This window comes from Chimaeribacter arupi (assembly GCF_002858805.1).
GTDB lineage: Bacteria > Pseudomonadota > Gammaproteobacteria > Enterobacterales > Enterobacteriaceae > Chimaeribacter > Chimaeribacter arupi.
On record NZ_PJZI01000007.1, the window covers coordinates 96,325 to 111,655 of the forward strand.

A 15,331-nucleotide genomic window follows, 5' to 3' on the forward strand; every position below is an offset into this window, starting at 1 on the left:
GTCTTTTTGGTCGCAACGAGCGATAAAAGCCGGTTTAAGTGAGGCGCAGTGAGTAAGAACAAACTGTCTAAAGGTCAACAACGTCGTGTATCCGCCAACCACCAGCGGCGTCTGAAAACAGACAACCGCAAGGAGCTGGATGATTCCCTGCATGGCGATCCGCAAGAGGGGATCGTGATCAGCCGCTTCGGCATGCATGCAGATGTTGAAGCCGCCGACGGCACCCAGCATCGCTGCAACATCCGGCGCACCATCAAATCGCTGGTCACCGGCGACCGGGTGGTGTGGCGCGCGGGCAAAGAGGAAAATACCAGTGCCAAGGGCATCGTTGAGGCGGTGCATGAGCGCGAGTCGGTGCTGACCCGGCCCGATTTTTATGACGGCGTAAAACCGATCGCCGCAAACATTAACCAGATCGCCATTGTCTCGGCGATCCTGCCTGAGCTGTCGCTGAATATCATCGACCGCTATCTGGTGGCCTGTGAAACGGTCGAAATTGAGCCGCTGATCGTCTTAAACAAGATCGACCTGCTGGACGCCGCCGGCCGCCGCGCAGTGGATGAGGCAATGGGTATCTACCAGCGTATCGGCTACCGCGTGCTGAATGTCTCCAGCCAGACCGGCGAAGGCATGGAAGCGTTCAAACAGGCGCTGACAGACCGCATCAGCATTTTTGCCGGGCAGTCCGGCGTCGGCAAATCAAGCCTGCTGAACGCCCTGCTGCCGCCGGAGGAAAAGCAAATTCAGGTAAATGCCGTTTCCGATGTCTCAGGACTTGGGCAACATACCACCACCGCATCCCGCCTGTACCATTTCCAATATGGCGGCGATGTGATTGACTCGCCGGGCGTGCGTGAGTTTGGCCTGTGGCATCTGTCACCGGAGCAGGTCACCCAAGGGTTTATTGAGTTCCGCGACTATCTGGGCGGCTGTAAATTCCGTGACTGCAAACATGGCAGTGACCCAGGCTGTGCCATCCGGGCGGCGGTTGAACGGGGCGAGATTGCCAGAGAGCGCTTCGAGAATTACCACCGTATCCTGGAAAGCATGGCGGAAGTCAAAGTCCGCAAAAGCGCTGACGAGCTCTGACGCGCACGCTTTCGCGCCCTGTCTGAAGGAACAGACTCTGTGCCGCTGCCGTAAGGCGGCGGCGCTTCACGTCTGGAGACCAGACAAATATTGAACACCATGCCCTGCGCCGCTACAATGCGCGCCCCTTATCCCGAGGCATGTCACATCCTATTGAGAGGCATCTGTGCTGGACAGTATCAAAATCAAATTACAGTACCTTCTTCCTAAACAGTGGCTTACCCGCCTGGCTGGTTGGGGGGCAAATAAACAGGCCGGCGCGCTGACGCAACTGGTCATTAATCTGTTTGTGCGTCACTACAAAGTGAATATGCAGGAAGCGCAACAGCCGCAGATTTCTGCCTACCGCTCTTTCAATGAATTCTTTATCCGCCCGCTGCGTGACGGCGCGCGCCCGGTCGTTGCCTTGCCGCAGCAGGTCTGCCTGCCGGCGGACGGCGTGATAAGCCAGCTTGGCCCCATCGACAATGGCCAGATTTTCCAGGCCAAAGGGCATTACTACAGCCTGGAAGCGCTGCTGGCCGGGAACTATATGCTGGCTGCCGAGTTCCATGACGGGTTGTTCGCCACCACCTACCTGGCCCCGCGTGACTACCACCGCGTACACATGCCGTGCGACGGCACCCTGCGTGAGATGATTTACGTGCCGGGCGACCTCTTTTCGGTGAACCCGTTGACAGCGGCCAACGTGCCGAACCTGTTTGCGCGTAATGAGCGGGTTATCTGTGTATTTGACACCGAATTCGGGCCGATGGCGCAGATTCTGGTCGGTGCGACGATTGTCGGCAGTATTTCCACCGTCTGGGCCGGCATCATTAACCCACCGCGGCCGGGCATTATCCAGCGCTGGACGTACGCACCGGCCGGCATTGAAGGCGCGGTGACGCTGGAAAAAGGCCAGGAGATGGGGCACTTCGCACTGGGGTCGACGGTGATTAACCTGTTCCCGGCCGGAAAAGTACGCCTTGAGCCGCAATTGGCCAACGGCAGTGTGACCCGTATGGGCGCACCTTTTGCTGAAATCCTCCCCTCCCCGGCGCCGTAACTGTTTTTACCAAAGGAATTCCCCCGTGCGTTTCCTCGCTGCCCTGCTGATCAGTCTGCTCTTTTCCCTGCCGCTGTATGCGGCATCCCCCCCTGACCAGGGGCAGCTTGAACAAGAGCTGAAACAGGCAGAAGCCAATAAGGGCGCGCCAAATCAGGCTGAGATTGTCCAGGCGCTGCAAAGCGCCCTTAACTGGCTCAGTGAAGCCCGGGCTTCCGCCGTCCGGGCTGCCCAGTACCAGAAAATCATCGATGACTTCCCGCACCTGACCCAGACCCTGCGCCAGCAAGTGACGCAGGAGAGTGAAAAGCCGCTGGACGTTAACCAGAACCTGCCCGCCACTGACCTCGAACAGCAGATTTTGCAGGTCAGCAGCCAGCTGTTGGATCAAAGCCGCCAGTTGCAGCAGGAGCAGGATGCCTCGCGTGACATCAGTGATTCCCTGAGCCAGATCCCGCAGCAGCAGTCTGAAGCGCGCCGGGTGCTGAGTGACATTGATGCCCAGTTGCAGGCCCAGGGCGCCCCCACCACTCCGCTGGCACAGGCACAGCTTTATGCACTGCAGGCTGAGGCCACGGCGCGCAAGGCGAAAGTTGATGAGCTGGAACTGGCGCAGTTGTCGGCCAATAACCGGCAGGAGCTGTCACGCATCCGCTCAGCGCTGTATAAGCACCGCCACGACCGACTGGATGCGCAATTGCAGGAGCTGCGCAATATCCTCAACAGCCAGCGCCAGCGTGAGGCGGAACAGGCGCTGGAGCGCACGGAGCTGCTGGCGGAACAGAGCGGCGATCTGCCGAAGGTCATCAGTACCCAATTGCAGAGTAACCGTGAACTCTCTATGGCACTGAATGAGCAGGCGCAGCGGATGGATCTGATCTCCTCCCAGCAGCGCCAGGCGGCGGCTCAGACTCTTCAGGTCCGTCAGGCGCTGACCACCATCAAGGAGCAGGCGCAGTGGCTCGGCTCGTCCAACGTGCTGGGGGAAACGCTGCGGGCGCAGGTGGCGCGGTTGCCGGAGATGCCGAAGCCGCAACAGCTCGACCGGGACATGGCCCAGCTGCGGGTGCAGCGCCTGCATTATGAGGAGTTGCTGGACAGGCAGGCGCAGTTGCGCCAGGCCAAACAAGATGACGGCAGCGCCCTGTCGGCGTCGCAGCAACGGATCCTGGATGCGCAACTGCGCACCCAGCGCGATCTGCTCAACTCCCTGCTTTCAGGCTGTGACACCCTGATCCTGGAGCTGACCAAACTGAAAGTGGCCAACAGCCAGCTGGTGGACGCGCTCAATGAGATCAAAGATGCCGCGCACCGCTACCTGTTCTGGGTGGCGGATGTCAGCCCGATAGGCTTTGCCTACCCGGTACAGGTCGCGCGTGACCTGACGCGCCTGCTCTCTCTGGATACGCTGACGCAGCTCAGCGGCGCATCACTGATGATGGTGACCAGCCGCGAAACGCTGATGCCTATTTTTGGGGCGCTGATTCTGGTGATCATCAGCATCAGCTCCCGCCGCCATTATGCGGCGTTTATGGAGCGCGCCCATAGCCGGGTCGGCAAGGTCACGCAGGATCAGTTCCGCCTGACGCTGCGCACCGTGTTCTGGTCTATCCTGGTGGCGCTGCCGCTGCCGGTGCTGTGGGCCGCCCTCGGCTATGGCCTGCGCAACGCCTGGCCTTACCCGATGGCCGTCGCGATAGGGGATGGCGTGACCGCCACGCTGCCGCTGCTGTGGGCCTTTATGATCTGCGCGTCTTTCGCCCATCCACGCGGGCTGTTTATCACCCACTTTGGCTGGCCGCAAAAAAGCGTGTCACGCGCCATGCGTTACTACACGCTCTCGATCTGGTTTATCGTGCCGTTGATCATGATGCTGATCACCTTCGATAACCTGAATGATCGGGAATTCGCCACCACGCTGGGGAGGCTCTGTTTCATCCTGGTCTGTGTGGCGCTGAGTATCGTGACCCACAGCCTGAGCCGTGCCGGTATCCCGCTCTACCTGAACAAAGAGGGATCGGGGGAAAACCTCTGCAATAAAGCGCTGTGGTGGTTCTTCCTCTCCGCCCCGCTGATTGCGGCCCTGGCCTCCGCAGTGGGTTACCTGGCGACCTCTCAGGCGCTGCTGGCGCGGCTGGAAACCTCAGCGGCCATCTGGTTCCTGCTGCTGGTGGTGTACCACATTGTACGCCGCGGTATGCTTATCCAGCGCCGCCGCATCGCCTTTGACCGGGCGAAACAGCGGCGGGCAGACATTCTGGCACAGCGGGCGCGCGGGGAAGAGGACGTGGCGCACGCCAACAGCAGCGAAGGCACGATTGAGATCGAGGAACCAGTGGTGGATCTGGACGCGATCAGCGCCCAGTCCCTGCGGCTGGTGCGATCCCTGCTGACGCTGGTGGCGTTGATCTCGGTGATCGTCCTCTGGTCTGAGATCCACTCCGCGTTCAGCTTCCTGGAAAACATCCACCTGTGGGATGTGACTGAAACGGTGAAAGGGGTTGAGAATGTCCACCCGATCACCCTGGGATCGGTATTGATCGCTATCCTGGTGTTGATCATCACCACCCAATTGGTGCGTAACCTGCCTGCGCTGCTGGAGCTGGCGTTGCTTCAGCATCTCGACCTGACGCCGGGCACCGGTTACGCCATTCTGACCATCACCAAATATGTGCTGCTGTTTTTCGGTGGCCTGACCGGCTTCTCCATGCTGGGCATCGAGTGGTCAAAATTGCAGTGGCTGGTGGCCGCGCTGGGTGTGGGGCTGGGCTTTGGTTTGCAGGAGATCTTCGCCAACTTTATCTCGGGGTTAATCATCCTGTTTGAGAAGCCGATCCGCATCGGCGACACCGTGACGATCCGCAACCTGACCGGCAGCGTCACCAAAATCAATACCCGTGCCACCACCATTTCAGACTGGGATCGCAAAGAGATCATCGTGCCGAACAAGGCGTTTATCACCGAGCAATTCATCAACTGGTCGCTGTCTGATTCCGTGACCCGTGTGGTGCTGACGGTGCCGGCCCCGGCTGAGGCTGATACGGCAGAGGTGACAAACCTGCTGCTCAGCGCCGCGCGCCGGTGCAGCCTGGTGCTGGACAACCCGGAGCCGGAAGTTTACCTGGTCGATATCCAGCAGGGCATCCAGCTCTTTGAGATGCGTATGCACGCCGGGGAGATGGCACACCGTATGCCGCTGCGCCATGAGATCCACCAGCTGATTCTGGCGGCCTTCCGTGAGCACGGCATTACCCTGCCCTTCCCGCCTTTCCAGGTACGGACGGATACACTGCACCGCAGCCAGCAGGGAAACACCACCGTCAGCTCGGTCAGCCGCCAGCAACGTTCCACCGGCGATCTCTGACGTTTCCACTGACCATAAAAAAGGGGCTGAATCTTCAGCCCCTTTTTATTGCACCGACAGCCTGTTGATCAGGCGCGTTCTACGGAGAACGCAATCACTTCACTTAAGCGCTCAGCACCCAGTGCCAGCATGATCAGACGATCCACACCCAGCGCGACCCCGGCACATTCCGGCATCCCATGCGTCAGGGCGTCCAGCAGGTTGTGGTCCACCGGATGCACCGGCAGGCCCCGCGCCGCCCGGCGGCGGTTATCCTGCTCAAAACGCTGGCGCTGTTCATTGCTGTCTGTGAGTTCACGGAAACCGTTCGCCAGCTCCATGCCTTTGTAATAGACCTCAAACCGCTCAGCGACCCGGTGATCTTCCGTACTGATCTCAGCCAGCGCCGCCTGGCTGGCCGGGAAGTGGTAAATAAACGTTGGGCGATCCAGCCCGATATGCGGCTCCACCCCGAAGGCGAACAGCATTTGCAACAGAGTATCGCGATCCTCTTCGGTCTCCGCGATGTTGCTCAGATCGAGCTTTTTCGCCGCCTCACGCAACTGCGCTTTGTCTGCTGACAGCGGGTCTACATCCAGATGGCGGGTAAACGCCTGCTGGTAAGAGAGCGACTCCGCGCTGTTGCAGTCCAGCACCTGTTGCAGCAGGTCATCCACCTCGTTCATCAGGCGGTACATGTCATAGTGCGGGCGGTACCACTCCAGCATGGTGAATTCCGGGTTGTGATGGCGCCCGGACTCCTCGTTGCGGAAGCTGCGGCAGAGCTGGAAAATCGGGCCGCTGCCGGCTGCCAGCAGGCGCTTCATATGGTATTCCGGGCTGGTCATCAGGTAGAGCGGCATGCCCCCGGCTGCGCCCGGCCCAACAAATTCAGTTTTGAAAGGAACCAGGTGGATATCCGTCACCGTTGCCTGGCTCATGGCCGGGGTTTCCACTTCCAGCACCCCGCGGTCGCTAAAGAACCGGCGGATCTCAGCCATGATCGCGGCACGTTTCAACAAATTGGCGACAGGAGCGCTGGGTTGCCAGCTTGCCGTTTCGCTCATGGTCATTCACTCCGAATTCAAAAGGGGTGCAGTCTACCTGTAACCCGGACAGCAAACAAATGCGGCGTTTTATCCTGCCGGGGTTTACCGCTTCGCCCCTTCAGGGTAACAGGGCAAGCCGGTTTGAGAGCGGTTTACACTTTTCCGATCCCTGCCGCAAAACGGCTGCGGCGATCGGGATAAACCCTCGATCGCATCAATATTTACGCATTTTTGTTTCGTTATACTCGGTTCCCTTATAAAAAGCAGGCCTATATTGCCGGCGCTGAGCCTTCATTTCACCGGCACGCCCGCCCGCGGGCAGGCCGCTGATGTCCCCTGAATGGAGGAGTGCCGTGCAAACCTTTAACGCCGATCTGGCCATCATCGGTGCCGGTGGTGCAGGGTTACGCGCTGCCATAGCCGCAGCGGAAGCTAACCCCGCCCTGACGATTGCGCTGATTTCCAAAGTTTACCCCATGCGCAGCCATACCGTGGCCGCAGAAGGCGGTGCTGCCGCCGTTACCCAACCCCATGACACCACAGACTCCCATTTTCACGACACGGTGGCCGGTGGCGACTGGTTGTGCGAGCAGGATGTGGTGGAGGAATTTGTCCGCCGCTGCCCGCAGGAAATGACACAACTGGAGTTATGGGGCTGCCCGTGGAGCCGCAAGCCGGACGGCAGCATCAATGTCCGCCGCTTTGGCGGCATGAAAATTGAACGGACCTGGTTTGCCGCCGACAAAACCGGCTTCCATATGCTGCATACCCTGTTCCAGACCTCCCTGAAATACCCGCAAATCCGCCGTTTTGATGAACACTTTGTCCTCGATATCCTGGTGGATGAGGGCCAGGTGCGCGGCCTGGTTGCCCTGAATATGATGGAAGGCAGCCTGATTCAGGTACGTGCGAATGCCGTCATCACCGCCACCGGCGGCGCGGGCCGGGTTTACCGCTATAACACCAATGGCGGCATTGTCACCGGGGACGGCATGGGCATGGCGTTCCGCCACGGTGTGCCGTTGCGGGACATGGAGTTTGTGCAATATCACCCGACCGGCCTGCCCGGCTCCGGCATTCTGATGACGGAAGGGTGCCGCGGCGAAGGCGGTATCCTGGTCAATAAAGAGGGCCACCGCTACTTACAGGATTATGGCATGGGGCCGGAAACCCCGCTGGGGCAGCCAAAGAATAAATACATGGAGCTTGGCCCGCGGGATAAGGTTTCACAGGCGTTCTGGCATGAATGGCAGGCCGGCCGCACCATCAGCACCCCGCGCGGTGAGGTGGTGCATCTCGACTTGCGCCATCTGGGTGAGAAAACGCTGCTGGAGCGGCTGCCGTTTATCTGTGAGCTGGCGAAAGCCTATGTCGGCGTGGACCCGGTCAACGAGCCGATACCGGTTCGCCCTACCGCGCACTACACCATGGGCGGCATCGAAACCAATGCCCAGTGTGAGACGCGCATCCGTGGGCTGTTTGCCGTGGGGGAATGCTCCTCGGTAGGGCTGCACGGTGCCAATCGCCTCGGCTCCAATTCGCTGGCGGAACTGGTGGTGTTTGGCCGCATCGCCGGTGAGCAGGCGGCGCTGCGTGCTGTCGAGAGCACACCCGTTCCGGTGCGGGCGCTGGACAGCCAGGCGCAGGATGTAGCGCAGCGGCTGACGGCGCTGATGAATCAACAGGGAACGGAAAAGTGGTCCACCCTGCGTGACGAAATGGGCATCGCCATGGAAGAGGGATGCGGCATTTACCGTACGTCAGCGCTGATGCAGAAAACCATCGATAAACTGGCGGAACTGAAAACCCGTTTCTCCCGCGTGGCCATCACTGACCGCTCAGGGGTCTTTAACACTGACCTGCTCTATACGCTGGAGCTGGCACACAGCCTGGATGTCGCCGAATGTATGGCGCACTCCGCCCTTGCCCGCCGCGAATCACGCGGTGCCCACCAGCGGCTGGATGAAGGCTGTACCGAACGCGATGACACCCATTTCCTCAAACATACCCTGGCGTTCTACACGCCCGGCGGCGCACCGCGGCTGGAATACAGCGACGTGAACATTACTGCCCTGCCGCCGGCAAAACGGGTCTATGGCGCTGAGTCTGAGGAGAAAACCCATGGCTGACATGACGATTACCGTGATGCGTTATCACCCGGAGTATGACAGCGCACCGCACCCAGAAACCTACACCGTGCCTTATGACGAGCAGACCTCACTGCTGGACGCACTCGGTTATATCAAAGATAACCTGTCGCCGGATCTCGCGTATCGCTGGTCCTGCCGCATGGCAATTTGTGGCTCCTGCGGCATGATGGTCAACCGCGTGCCTAAACTCGCCTGCAAAACCTTTTTGCGTGATTATCCGGCGGGCATGGAGGTGGAAGCCCTGGGCAATTTCCCGATCGAACGCGATCTGGTGGTGGATATGACCCACTTTATCGAAAGCCTGGAGGCGATTAAGCCCTACATCATCGGCAACGATCGCCAGCCGGCGGCCGGCCCGAACCGCCAGACCCCGGCGCAGATGGCGAAATATCACCAGTTTTCCGGCTGTATTAACTGCGGCCTCTGTTATGCCGCCTGCCCGCAATTTGGCCTGAACCCTGAATTCATCGGCCCGGCGGTGATTACCCTCGCCCATCGCTATAACCTCGACAGCCGCGATCGCGGCAAGGCCGCGCGGATGCCGCAGCTCAATGGCGAGAACGGCGTCTGGCGCTGCACCTTTGTGGGTTACTGCTCTGAAGTCTGCCCGAAACATGTGGACCCGGCAGCGGCTATCCAACAGGGAAAAGTGGAGAGCAGTAAGGATTTCATGATCGCCATGCTGAAGCCACGTTAAGGAGAGCACCATGATGACCACAAAACGTAAACCTTACCTCCGGGACGTTACGCCCAACTGGTGGCAGCGGCTTGGCTTTTACCGTTTTTATATGCTGCGTGAAGGCACCGCCCTGCCCGCAGTCTGGTTCAGCCTGCTGTTGCTTCACGGCCTTTACCGGTTAAAAGCCGGGCCGGCAGGCTGGGAGGCGTTTGTCCATTTGCTGCAAAACCCGGTGGTTCTGCTGCTCAACCTGATTGCCCTGGCGGCAGCCTTGCTGCACAGCAAAACCTGGTTTGATCTGGCTCCCAAAGCGGCGATTCTGATCGTCAAAGGGGAAAAACTGGGGCCGGCACCGGTGGTGCGCCTGCTGTGGGCGGTGATGATTGTGGTGTCGCTGGCAATCTTTGCCATCGCGCTGTATTAACAGGAGGAAAAGATGGACCAACATCCTAAACGCGCTGATGAACCGGTCTTTTGGGGCCTGTTTGGTGCCGGTGGCATGTGGGCGGCGCTATTTGCCCCGGCAGTGATTCTGCTGATCGGTATTCTGCTGCCCCTGGGCCTCGCCCCGGAAGGGACGTTCAGCTATGCGCGGGTACTCGCGTTTTGCCAGAGCCTGCCCGGTCGCCTGTTTCTGTTTCTGATGATTGCGCTGCCGTTATGGTGTGGCCTGCACCGGTTGCACCATATGACGCATGACCTGCAATGGGTTATCCCGGCCGGGAAATGGCTGTTTTATGGGCTGGCAGCCATTCTGAGTGTGGTCACCGCCATCGGCGTAATGACCCTCTGATCGCGGCTTTTTGCGTAAACGGCCCGGCAGGGCCGTTTTTCATTCCGCCATCCCTCTCTTATTCATTTTTATTACCTACACTTAGGAAAGATGGATGATAAAAGGAAAGGCTATGCATCTTTGGTCAAAACTCGGCGTCATGATGACCGCATTGTTTTCGGTAGCGTGCAGCGTAAAGCCGCCGCCGGACGTTAAAGTGGTAGAAAACTTCGAGCTGCCGCGCTATCTCGGCACCTGGTATGAAATTGCCAGGATGGATCACGGCTTCGAACGCGGGCTGGATCATGTCACGGCCAACTACAGCACCCGGCCGGATGGTGGCATCAAAGTCATTAACCGCGGTTATAACCCTAAAAAGAAATCCTGGCAGGAGAGTGAAGGGAAAGGCTATTTCCTGGGTACGCCGGTACGCGCCGCGCTCAAGGTCTCTTTCTTTGGCCCCTTCTATGGCGGCTATAACGTGATTGAGCTGGACAGGAACTATCAGTATGCGCTGGTCTGCGGCCCGAATAAGAAGTATTTATGGATTTTGTCACGCACCCCTATGCTGGACGAAGTGGCGCGAACCCGCCTGCTGGAAACGGCAAAACGTTATGGGTTTGATACCAGTAAGCTTATCTGGGTAAATCAATCCTGATCGGGAAATCAGGTACGGCCACCGGCAACCGCGTGTCCGTACCTTTTATCCGCATCAGGTTTATCCGCGTCAGCGTTCAGGGTTATCTGCGTCAGCGTTACTGTGCACTGCGTTGGATAGCTTCACCGCCTGCCGATACATCCTCGCCAACACCGCGCGTGGTATTACATGCCGTCAGCGACGAGAGGAACAGCAAAGAAAACACCACCAGAATTGATTTCTTCAACATAAAAATTTCCTTCTTTTAAGGGAGTAGGTGCTTAAGCCCTTTTAGTTTAGACAAGAAAAGCAAGGAAGTAGAAAGAAGGTGGTATTTTTTAAACGGGGGAATTAACTGGCGATATGGGAAATAGCGCTGCCCAGGTGCTGTACATCCTCACCAAAGCCGCGTGCGGTGTTACACCCGCTTAATGCAGCCAGCACCACGAAAGAGAGCGCAGCCAGCCAGATTTTCTTCAGCATCGTTAACAGATTCCTGAATGGCTGCTGCAACAGGCGTTGCAGCAGCATGACACTCGGGGCGTCAGAACAACCGTTACTTCACGCGGGAAACGTATTCGCCGGAACGGGTGTCAACTTTGATCACTTCGCCACGCTGAACGAACAGCGGAACTTTTACCACAGCACCAGTAGACAGGGTCGCCGGCTTGCCGCCAGTCCCTGCGGTGTCACCTTTCAGGCCCGGATCGGTATCAGTGATTTCCAGCTCAACGAAGTTCGGCGGGGTCACTGCGATCGGCTGGCCGTTCCACAGGGTCACGATACATTCTGCCTGATCCAGCATCCATTTCGCGCTGTCACCTACGGCTTTGGCATCGGCGGCCAGCTGCTCGAAGGTTTCGTTGTTCATGAAGTGCCAGAACTCACCGTCGTTGTACAGGTAAGTCAGGTTCATATCGATAACGTCTGCGCCTTCAGCGGAGTCGGTAGATTTGAAGGTTTTCTCAACGCGGGTACCGGTCAGCAGGCGACGCATTTTAACACGTGCAAAGGCCTGGCCTTTGCCCGGCTTAACGAACTCGCTGGATTCAATGGCGTAAGGTTCGCCTTCGAACATGATTTTAAGACCGGAACGGAAATCGTTGCTAGAATAAGTCGCCATAGTGGCCCTCTGAAAAAATGTATATTGGTAGCTTAGCCAAAAAATGGCACATATTATAACCCAAAACACGGCGACGAGAGAAGATTGGTTGCAGCAACTCGCCGATGTTATTACTGACCCGGACGAGTTGCTGTCGCTGCTGGCACTCGACACCCATCCGGAACTGCATAAAGGGCGTGATGCCCGCCGCCTCTTTCCTCTGCGCGTCCCGCGCGCGTTTGCTGCACGTATGCAGCCCGGCAATGCCGCTGACCCGTTACTGGTTCAGGTGCTGACAGCCCAGGAGGAGTTCCTTGCGGCCCCCGGTTTTACCACTGACCCGCTTGATGAGCAGCAAAGTGTGGTTCCCGGCCTGTTGCACAAGTACCGTAACCGCGCCCTGTTGTTGGTGAAAGGGGGCTGTGCAGTTAACTGCCGCTATTGCTTCCGCCGTCATTTCCCGTATCAGGATAATCAGGGCAACAAAGCAAACTGGGGCAAGGCGTTGGAGTATATCCGCCTGCACCCGGAATTGGATGAAATTATTTTCTCCGGCGGCGATCCGCTGATGGCCAAAGATCATGAGCTCGACTGGCTGATTAGTGAACTGGAAGCGATTCCTCATATCAGGCGGCTGCGGATCCACAGCCGCCTGCCGGTCGTGATCCCGGCCCGTATCACTGACACGCTCTGTCAGCGGCTGGCGGCTTCACACCTGCAGGTGCTGATGGTGACGCATATTAACCATCCGAATGAGATTGATGATCATCTGCGCCATAGTATGGCACGCTTGAAACGCGCAGGCGTGACGTTGCTGAACCAGAGTGTGCTGCTGCGCGGCGTGAATGATGATGCGGATGTGCTGGCGACTTTGAGTAATGCACTGTTTGATGCGGGCATTCTGCCTTACTACCTGCATGTGCTGGACAAGGTGCAGGGCGCGGCGCATTTCATGGTAGATGATGAAGAAGCGCGGGCGCTGGTCAAAGCGTTACTGGCTAAGGTTTCCGGCTATATGGTGCCGAAGCTGGCACGGGAAGTGGGTGGCGAGCCGAGCAAAACGCCGCTCGATCTCCGGTTGAAACAGGCCTGAGGAAGAGATTTCAGGCGAGGTACGCCTCGCCCGGATAAGCGAGACCTATCCCTGCCGGCAATGGATTGCCGTTATGGACACTTGTAGACCTGCCCTACCATTTTGCTGTCTTTTGGTACAAAGCTGGACCAGAAATCTTCGCTTGGGCTGGTGGCGCCATAAATGACGTTACCCCCCATTGCGGCCGCCTTATTGCGGAGATCATTCGCCGCGCCGCGCATTGAACTGCCGTCACCGCTGGTGCCTGAGAACCAATTGCTCTGCGTACCGGTCACTTCGCCCACCAGCTGGCATTCATTGCCGGGTTGAGCGTCAGTAAATTTAACTTGTTGTCCGGTGCTGCTCAGTTGGTGGGTGGAGTTACAACCCGCCAGCAGCAACGCGGCCGAAAGTCCAAGAAACACGTTAATCCGCATCTTTTTCCCCATTTGGTTGAGAATCTCGCAAACCTTATCAGCATGTGCGACATGCTGGTTAAGCATCCGTTGCCGTAATGAGATGAAGCCCGGCCCATCCCGCTGATAAGTAACGCGTCGGTAGTTTACAGTTTATACGTTAATTCAGCGAGACAATGATAGATATATAGCAGCAACAATCAATTAGATGCGAATTATTCTGCACCCATAATAAAAAACCCCCGGCCTGAGCCGGGGGTTTTCATAACAGACTGTAAGGGGAACAGTCGGCAGAAATTACATCATGCCGCCCATACCGCCCATGCCGCCCATACCGCCGGCGCCCATGTCTGCTTTCTCTTCTTTCGGCAGTTCAGTGACCATGCACTCGGTGGTGATCATCAGGCCAGCCACAGAGGCCGCGTACTGCAGAGCAGAACGGGTCACTTTGGTTGGGTCCAGGATGCCCATGCCGATCATGTCGCCGTACTCTTCGGTTGCAGCGTTGTAACCGTAGTTACCTTCGCCCGCTTTCACGCTGTTAGCAACCACAGACGGTTCTTCACCGCAGTTCAGGACGATCTGACGCAGAGGTGATTCCATTGCGCGCAGCGCAACTTTGATACCCACGTTCTGGTCTTCGTTCTGGCCGCGCAGGTCAGCCAGTTTGGATGCAGCACGGATCAGCGCAACACCACCACCGGCAACCACGCCTTCTTCCACCGCAGCACGGGTCGCGTGCAGGGCGTCTTCAACGCGGGCTTTCTTCTCTTTCATTTCAACTTCAGTTGCTGCGCCTACTTTGATGACGGCCACGCCGCCAGCCAGTTTAGCCACACGCTCCTGCAGTTTTTCGCGATCGTAGTCAGAGGTCGCTTCTTCGATCTGCTGACGGATCTGGGTCACACGGCCCTGAATGGTGGTTTCGTCACCCACGCCATCGATGATGGTGGTGGTGTCTTTGTTGATGACCACACGTTTAGCCTGGCCCAGGTCTTCCAGGGTCGCTTTTTCCAGCTCCAGACCGATCTCTTCAGAGATAACGGTACCGGCAGTCAGGGTCGCGATGTCCTGCAGCATTGCTTTACGACGGTCGCCGAAGCCCGGTGCTTTCACCGCAGCCACTTTCACGATGCCGCGCATGGTGTTCACCACCAGGGTCGCCAGCGCTTCGCCTTCAACGTCTTCAGCGATGATCAGCAGCGGTTTGCCTGCTTTGGCAACGGCTTCCAGCACCGGCAGCATTTCGCGGATGTTGGAGATTTTTTTGTCAGCCAGCAGGATGAACGGGCTTTCCAGCTCAACAGCACCGGTTTCCGGTTTGTTGATGAAGTAAGGGGAGAGGTAACCGCGGTCGAACTGCATACCTTCAACCACGTCCAGCTCGTCTTGCAGGCCGGTACCTTCTTCAACGGTGATCACGCCTTCTTTACCGACTTTTTCCATCGCTTCAGCAATCAGTTTGCCTACGGTGTCATCGGAGTTAGCGGAGATGGTACCTACCTGAGCAATGGCTTTGGAGTCAGAGCACGGTACGGAGAGTTTTTTCAGTTCTTCAACCGCAGCGATAACAGCTTTGTCGATCCCGCGTTTCAGATCCATCGGGTTCATGCCAGCGGCAACGGCTTTCAGGCCTTCAGTAATGATGGATTGCGCCAGAACGGTTGCGGTAGTGGTGCCGTCGCCTGCTGCGTCGTTCGCTTTAGAGGCCACTTCTTTCACCATCTGTGCACCCATGTTTTCGAACTTGTCTTCCAGTTCGATTTCACGGGCAACAGACACGCCGTCTTTGGTGATGGTCGGTGCGCCGAAGGATTTGTCCAGTACGACGTTACGGCCTTTCGGGCCCAGGGTCACTTTTACCGCATCAGCCAGCACATTTACGCCGCGCAGCATTTTTACACGAGCGTCATTACCGAATTTTACGTCTTTAGCTGCCATTTTACTTTCCCTTAAATTCGTTCAGTTCAGTGATAT

15 protein-coding genes are annotated in these 15,331 nt (G+C 57.8%); 9 read left to right on the forward strand and 6 right to left on the reverse strand.

All coding sequences use genetic code 11. The annotated features are described in order from the left end of the window. The first annotated feature begins 48 nt into the window (after positions 1 to 48). The 3 genes from rsgA (at position 49) to mscM (ending at position 5,498) form a co-directional block, all read left to right on the forward strand. Positions 49 to 1,089, forward strand: a complete 1,041-nt coding sequence (gene rsgA / locus CYR52_RS06275; RefSeq protein WP_072927007.1) for a small ribosomal subunit biogenesis GTPase RsgA — start codon at positions 49 to 51, stop codon at positions 1,087 to 1,089. A gap of 166 nt (positions 1,090 to 1,255) precedes the next feature. Then, positions 1,256 to 2,134, forward strand: a complete 879-nt coding sequence (gene asd / locus CYR52_RS06280; RefSeq protein WP_072927005.1) for an archaetidylserine decarboxylase — start codon at positions 1,256 to 1,258, stop codon at positions 2,132 to 2,134. Between the two features lie 25 nt (positions 2,135 to 2,159). Continuing rightward, the gene (gene mscM, locus CYR52_RS06285; RefSeq protein ID WP_101828202.1) at positions 2,160 to 5,498 is read left to right on the forward strand and encodes a miniconductance mechanosensitive channel MscM; all 3,339 of its coding nucleotides are present in this window, start codon (positions 2,160 to 2,162) and stop codon (positions 5,496 to 5,498) included. Between the two features lie 68 nt (positions 5,499 to 5,566). Here the strand turns inward: mscM and epmA are convergent, their stop codons facing one another. Continuing rightward, positions 5,567 to 6,544, reverse strand: a complete 978-nt coding sequence (gene epmA / locus CYR52_RS06290) for an elongation factor P--(R)-beta-lysine ligase (RefSeq protein WP_072927382.1) — start codon at positions 6,542 to 6,544, stop codon at positions 5,567 to 5,569. 335 nt (positions 6,545 to 6,879) lie between these two features. On the opposite strand from epmA, the gene frdA reads away from it, so the two are divergent. The 5 genes from frdA to blc all read left to right on the forward strand — a co-directional run bounded on the left by frdA (position 6,880) and on the right by blc (position 10,785). Then, positions 6,880 to 8,655, forward strand: a complete 1,776-nt coding sequence (frdA, locus tag CYR52_RS06295) for a fumarate reductase (quinol) flavoprotein subunit (protein ID WP_072927002.1) — start codon at positions 6,880 to 6,882, stop codon at positions 8,653 to 8,655. Next, positions 8,648 to 9,373, forward strand: a complete 726-nt coding sequence (locus tag CYR52_RS06300) for a succinate dehydrogenase/fumarate reductase iron-sulfur subunit (protein ID WP_101828203.1) — start codon at positions 8,648 to 8,650, stop codon at positions 9,371 to 9,373. The genes frdA and CYR52_RS06300 overlap by 8 nt, the downstream gene beginning before the upstream one ends. Positions 9,374 to 9,386: 13 nt before the next feature. Then, positions 9,387 to 9,779: a fumarate reductase subunit FrdC gene (gene frdC, locus CYR52_RS06305; protein WP_072927380.1), complete on the forward strand. Its 393-nt coding sequence runs from the start codon at positions 9,387 to 9,389 to the stop codon at positions 9,777 to 9,779. 12 nt (positions 9,780 to 9,791) lie between these two features. After that, positions 9,792 to 10,148: a fumarate reductase subunit FrdD gene (frdD, locus tag CYR52_RS06310; RefSeq protein ID WP_072926999.1), complete on the forward strand. Its 357-nt coding sequence runs from the start codon at positions 9,792 to 9,794 to the stop codon at positions 10,146 to 10,148. A gap of 112 nt (positions 10,149 to 10,260) precedes the next feature. After that, entirely contained in the window at positions 10,261 to 10,785 is a 525-nt protein-coding gene (gene blc / locus CYR52_RS06315; RefSeq protein WP_072926997.1) for an outer membrane lipoprotein Blc, read from the forward strand. A gap of 97 nt (positions 10,786 to 10,882) precedes the next feature. Here blc and CYR52_RS06320 read toward each other — a convergent pair whose 3' ends face one another. The 3 genes from CYR52_RS06320 to efp form a co-directional block, all read right to left on the reverse strand. Further along, positions 10,883 to 11,014 carry an entericidin A/B family lipoprotein gene (locus CYR52_RS06320; RefSeq protein WP_072926995.1) on the reverse strand — a complete coding sequence of 44 codons (132 nt, stop codon included), beginning with the start codon at positions 11,012 to 11,014 and terminating at the stop codon, positions 10,883 to 10,885. 101 nt (positions 11,015 to 11,115) lie between these two features. Continuing rightward, positions 11,116 to 11,247, reverse strand: coding sequence for an entericidin A/B family lipoprotein (locus CYR52_RS06325; protein WP_072926993.1), 132 nt, complete (start codon positions 11,245 to 11,247; stop codon positions 11,116 to 11,118). 73 nt (positions 11,248 to 11,320) lie between these two features. Continuing rightward, entirely contained in the window at positions 11,321 to 11,887 is a 567-nt protein-coding gene (efp, locus tag CYR52_RS06330) for an elongation factor P (RefSeq protein ID WP_072926992.1), read from the reverse strand. A gap of 43 nt (positions 11,888 to 11,930) precedes the next feature. On the opposite strand from efp, the gene epmB reads away from it, so the two are divergent. After that, positions 11,931 to 12,959 carry an EF-P beta-lysylation protein EpmB gene (gene epmB / locus CYR52_RS06335; protein ID WP_101828204.1) on the forward strand — a complete coding sequence of 343 codons (1,029 nt, stop codon included), beginning with the start codon at positions 11,931 to 11,933 and terminating at the stop codon, positions 12,957 to 12,959. 71 nt (positions 12,960 to 13,030) lie between these two features. On the opposite strand, the gene CYR52_RS06340 is transcribed toward epmB, so the two are convergent. After that, the gene (locus tag CYR52_RS06340) at positions 13,031 to 13,375 is read right to left on the reverse strand and encodes a DUF4156 domain-containing protein (RefSeq protein ID WP_072927378.1); all 345 of its coding nucleotides are present in this window, start codon (positions 13,373 to 13,375) and stop codon (positions 13,031 to 13,033) included. A gap of 276 nt (positions 13,376 to 13,651) precedes the next feature. After that, positions 13,652 to 15,295 (reverse strand): chaperonin GroEL, encoded by a 1,644-nt coding sequence (gene groL, locus CYR52_RS06345; protein WP_072926989.1) that lies wholly within the window; start codon positions 15,293 to 15,295, stop codon positions 13,652 to 13,654. Positions 15,296 to 15,331 lie beyond the last annotated feature (36 nt).

Excerpts from the sequence above, each read along its gene's own strand:
- epmA (WP_072927382.1), bottom strand. The coding sequence starts at position 6,544 with ATGAGCGAAACGGCAAGCTGGCAACCCAGCGCTCCTGTCGCCAATTTG.
- CYR52_RS06300 (WP_101828203.1), top strand. The coding sequence starts at position 8,648 with ATGGCTGACATGACGATTACCGTGATGCGTTATCACCCGGAGTATGAC.
- frdC (WP_072927380.1), top strand. The coding sequence starts at position 9,387 with ATGACCACAAAACGTAAACCTTACCTCCGGGACGTTACGCCCAACTGG.
- frdD (WP_072926999.1), top strand. The coding sequence starts at position 9,792 with ATGGACCAACATCCTAAACGCGCTGATGAACCGGTCTTTTGGGGCCTG.
- blc (WP_072926997.1), top strand. The coding sequence starts at position 10,261 with ATGCATCTTTGGTCAAAACTCGGCGTCATGATGACCGCATTGTTTTCG.
- CYR52_RS06320 (WP_072926995.1), bottom strand. The coding sequence starts at position 11,014 with ATGTTGAAGAAATCAATTCTGGTGGTGTTTTCTTTGCTGTTCCTCTCG.
- CYR52_RS06325 (WP_072926993.1), bottom strand. The coding sequence starts at position 11,247 with ATGCTGAAGAAAATCTGGCTGGCTGCGCTCTCTTTCGTGGTGCTGGCT.
- efp (WP_072926992.1), bottom strand. The coding sequence starts at position 11,887 with ATGGCGACTTATTCTAGCAACGATTTCCGTTCCGGTCTTAAAATCATG.
- epmB (WP_101828204.1), top strand. The coding sequence starts at position 11,931 with ATGGCACATATTATAACCCAAAACACGGCGACGAGAGAAGATTGGTTG.
- CYR52_RS06340 (WP_072927378.1), bottom strand. The coding sequence starts at position 13,375 with ATGCGGATTAACGTGTTTCTTGGACTTTCGGCCGCGTTGCTGCTGGCG.
- groL (WP_072926989.1), bottom strand. The coding sequence starts at position 15,295 with ATGGCAGCTAAAGACGTAAAATTCGGTAATGACGCTCGTGTAAAAATG.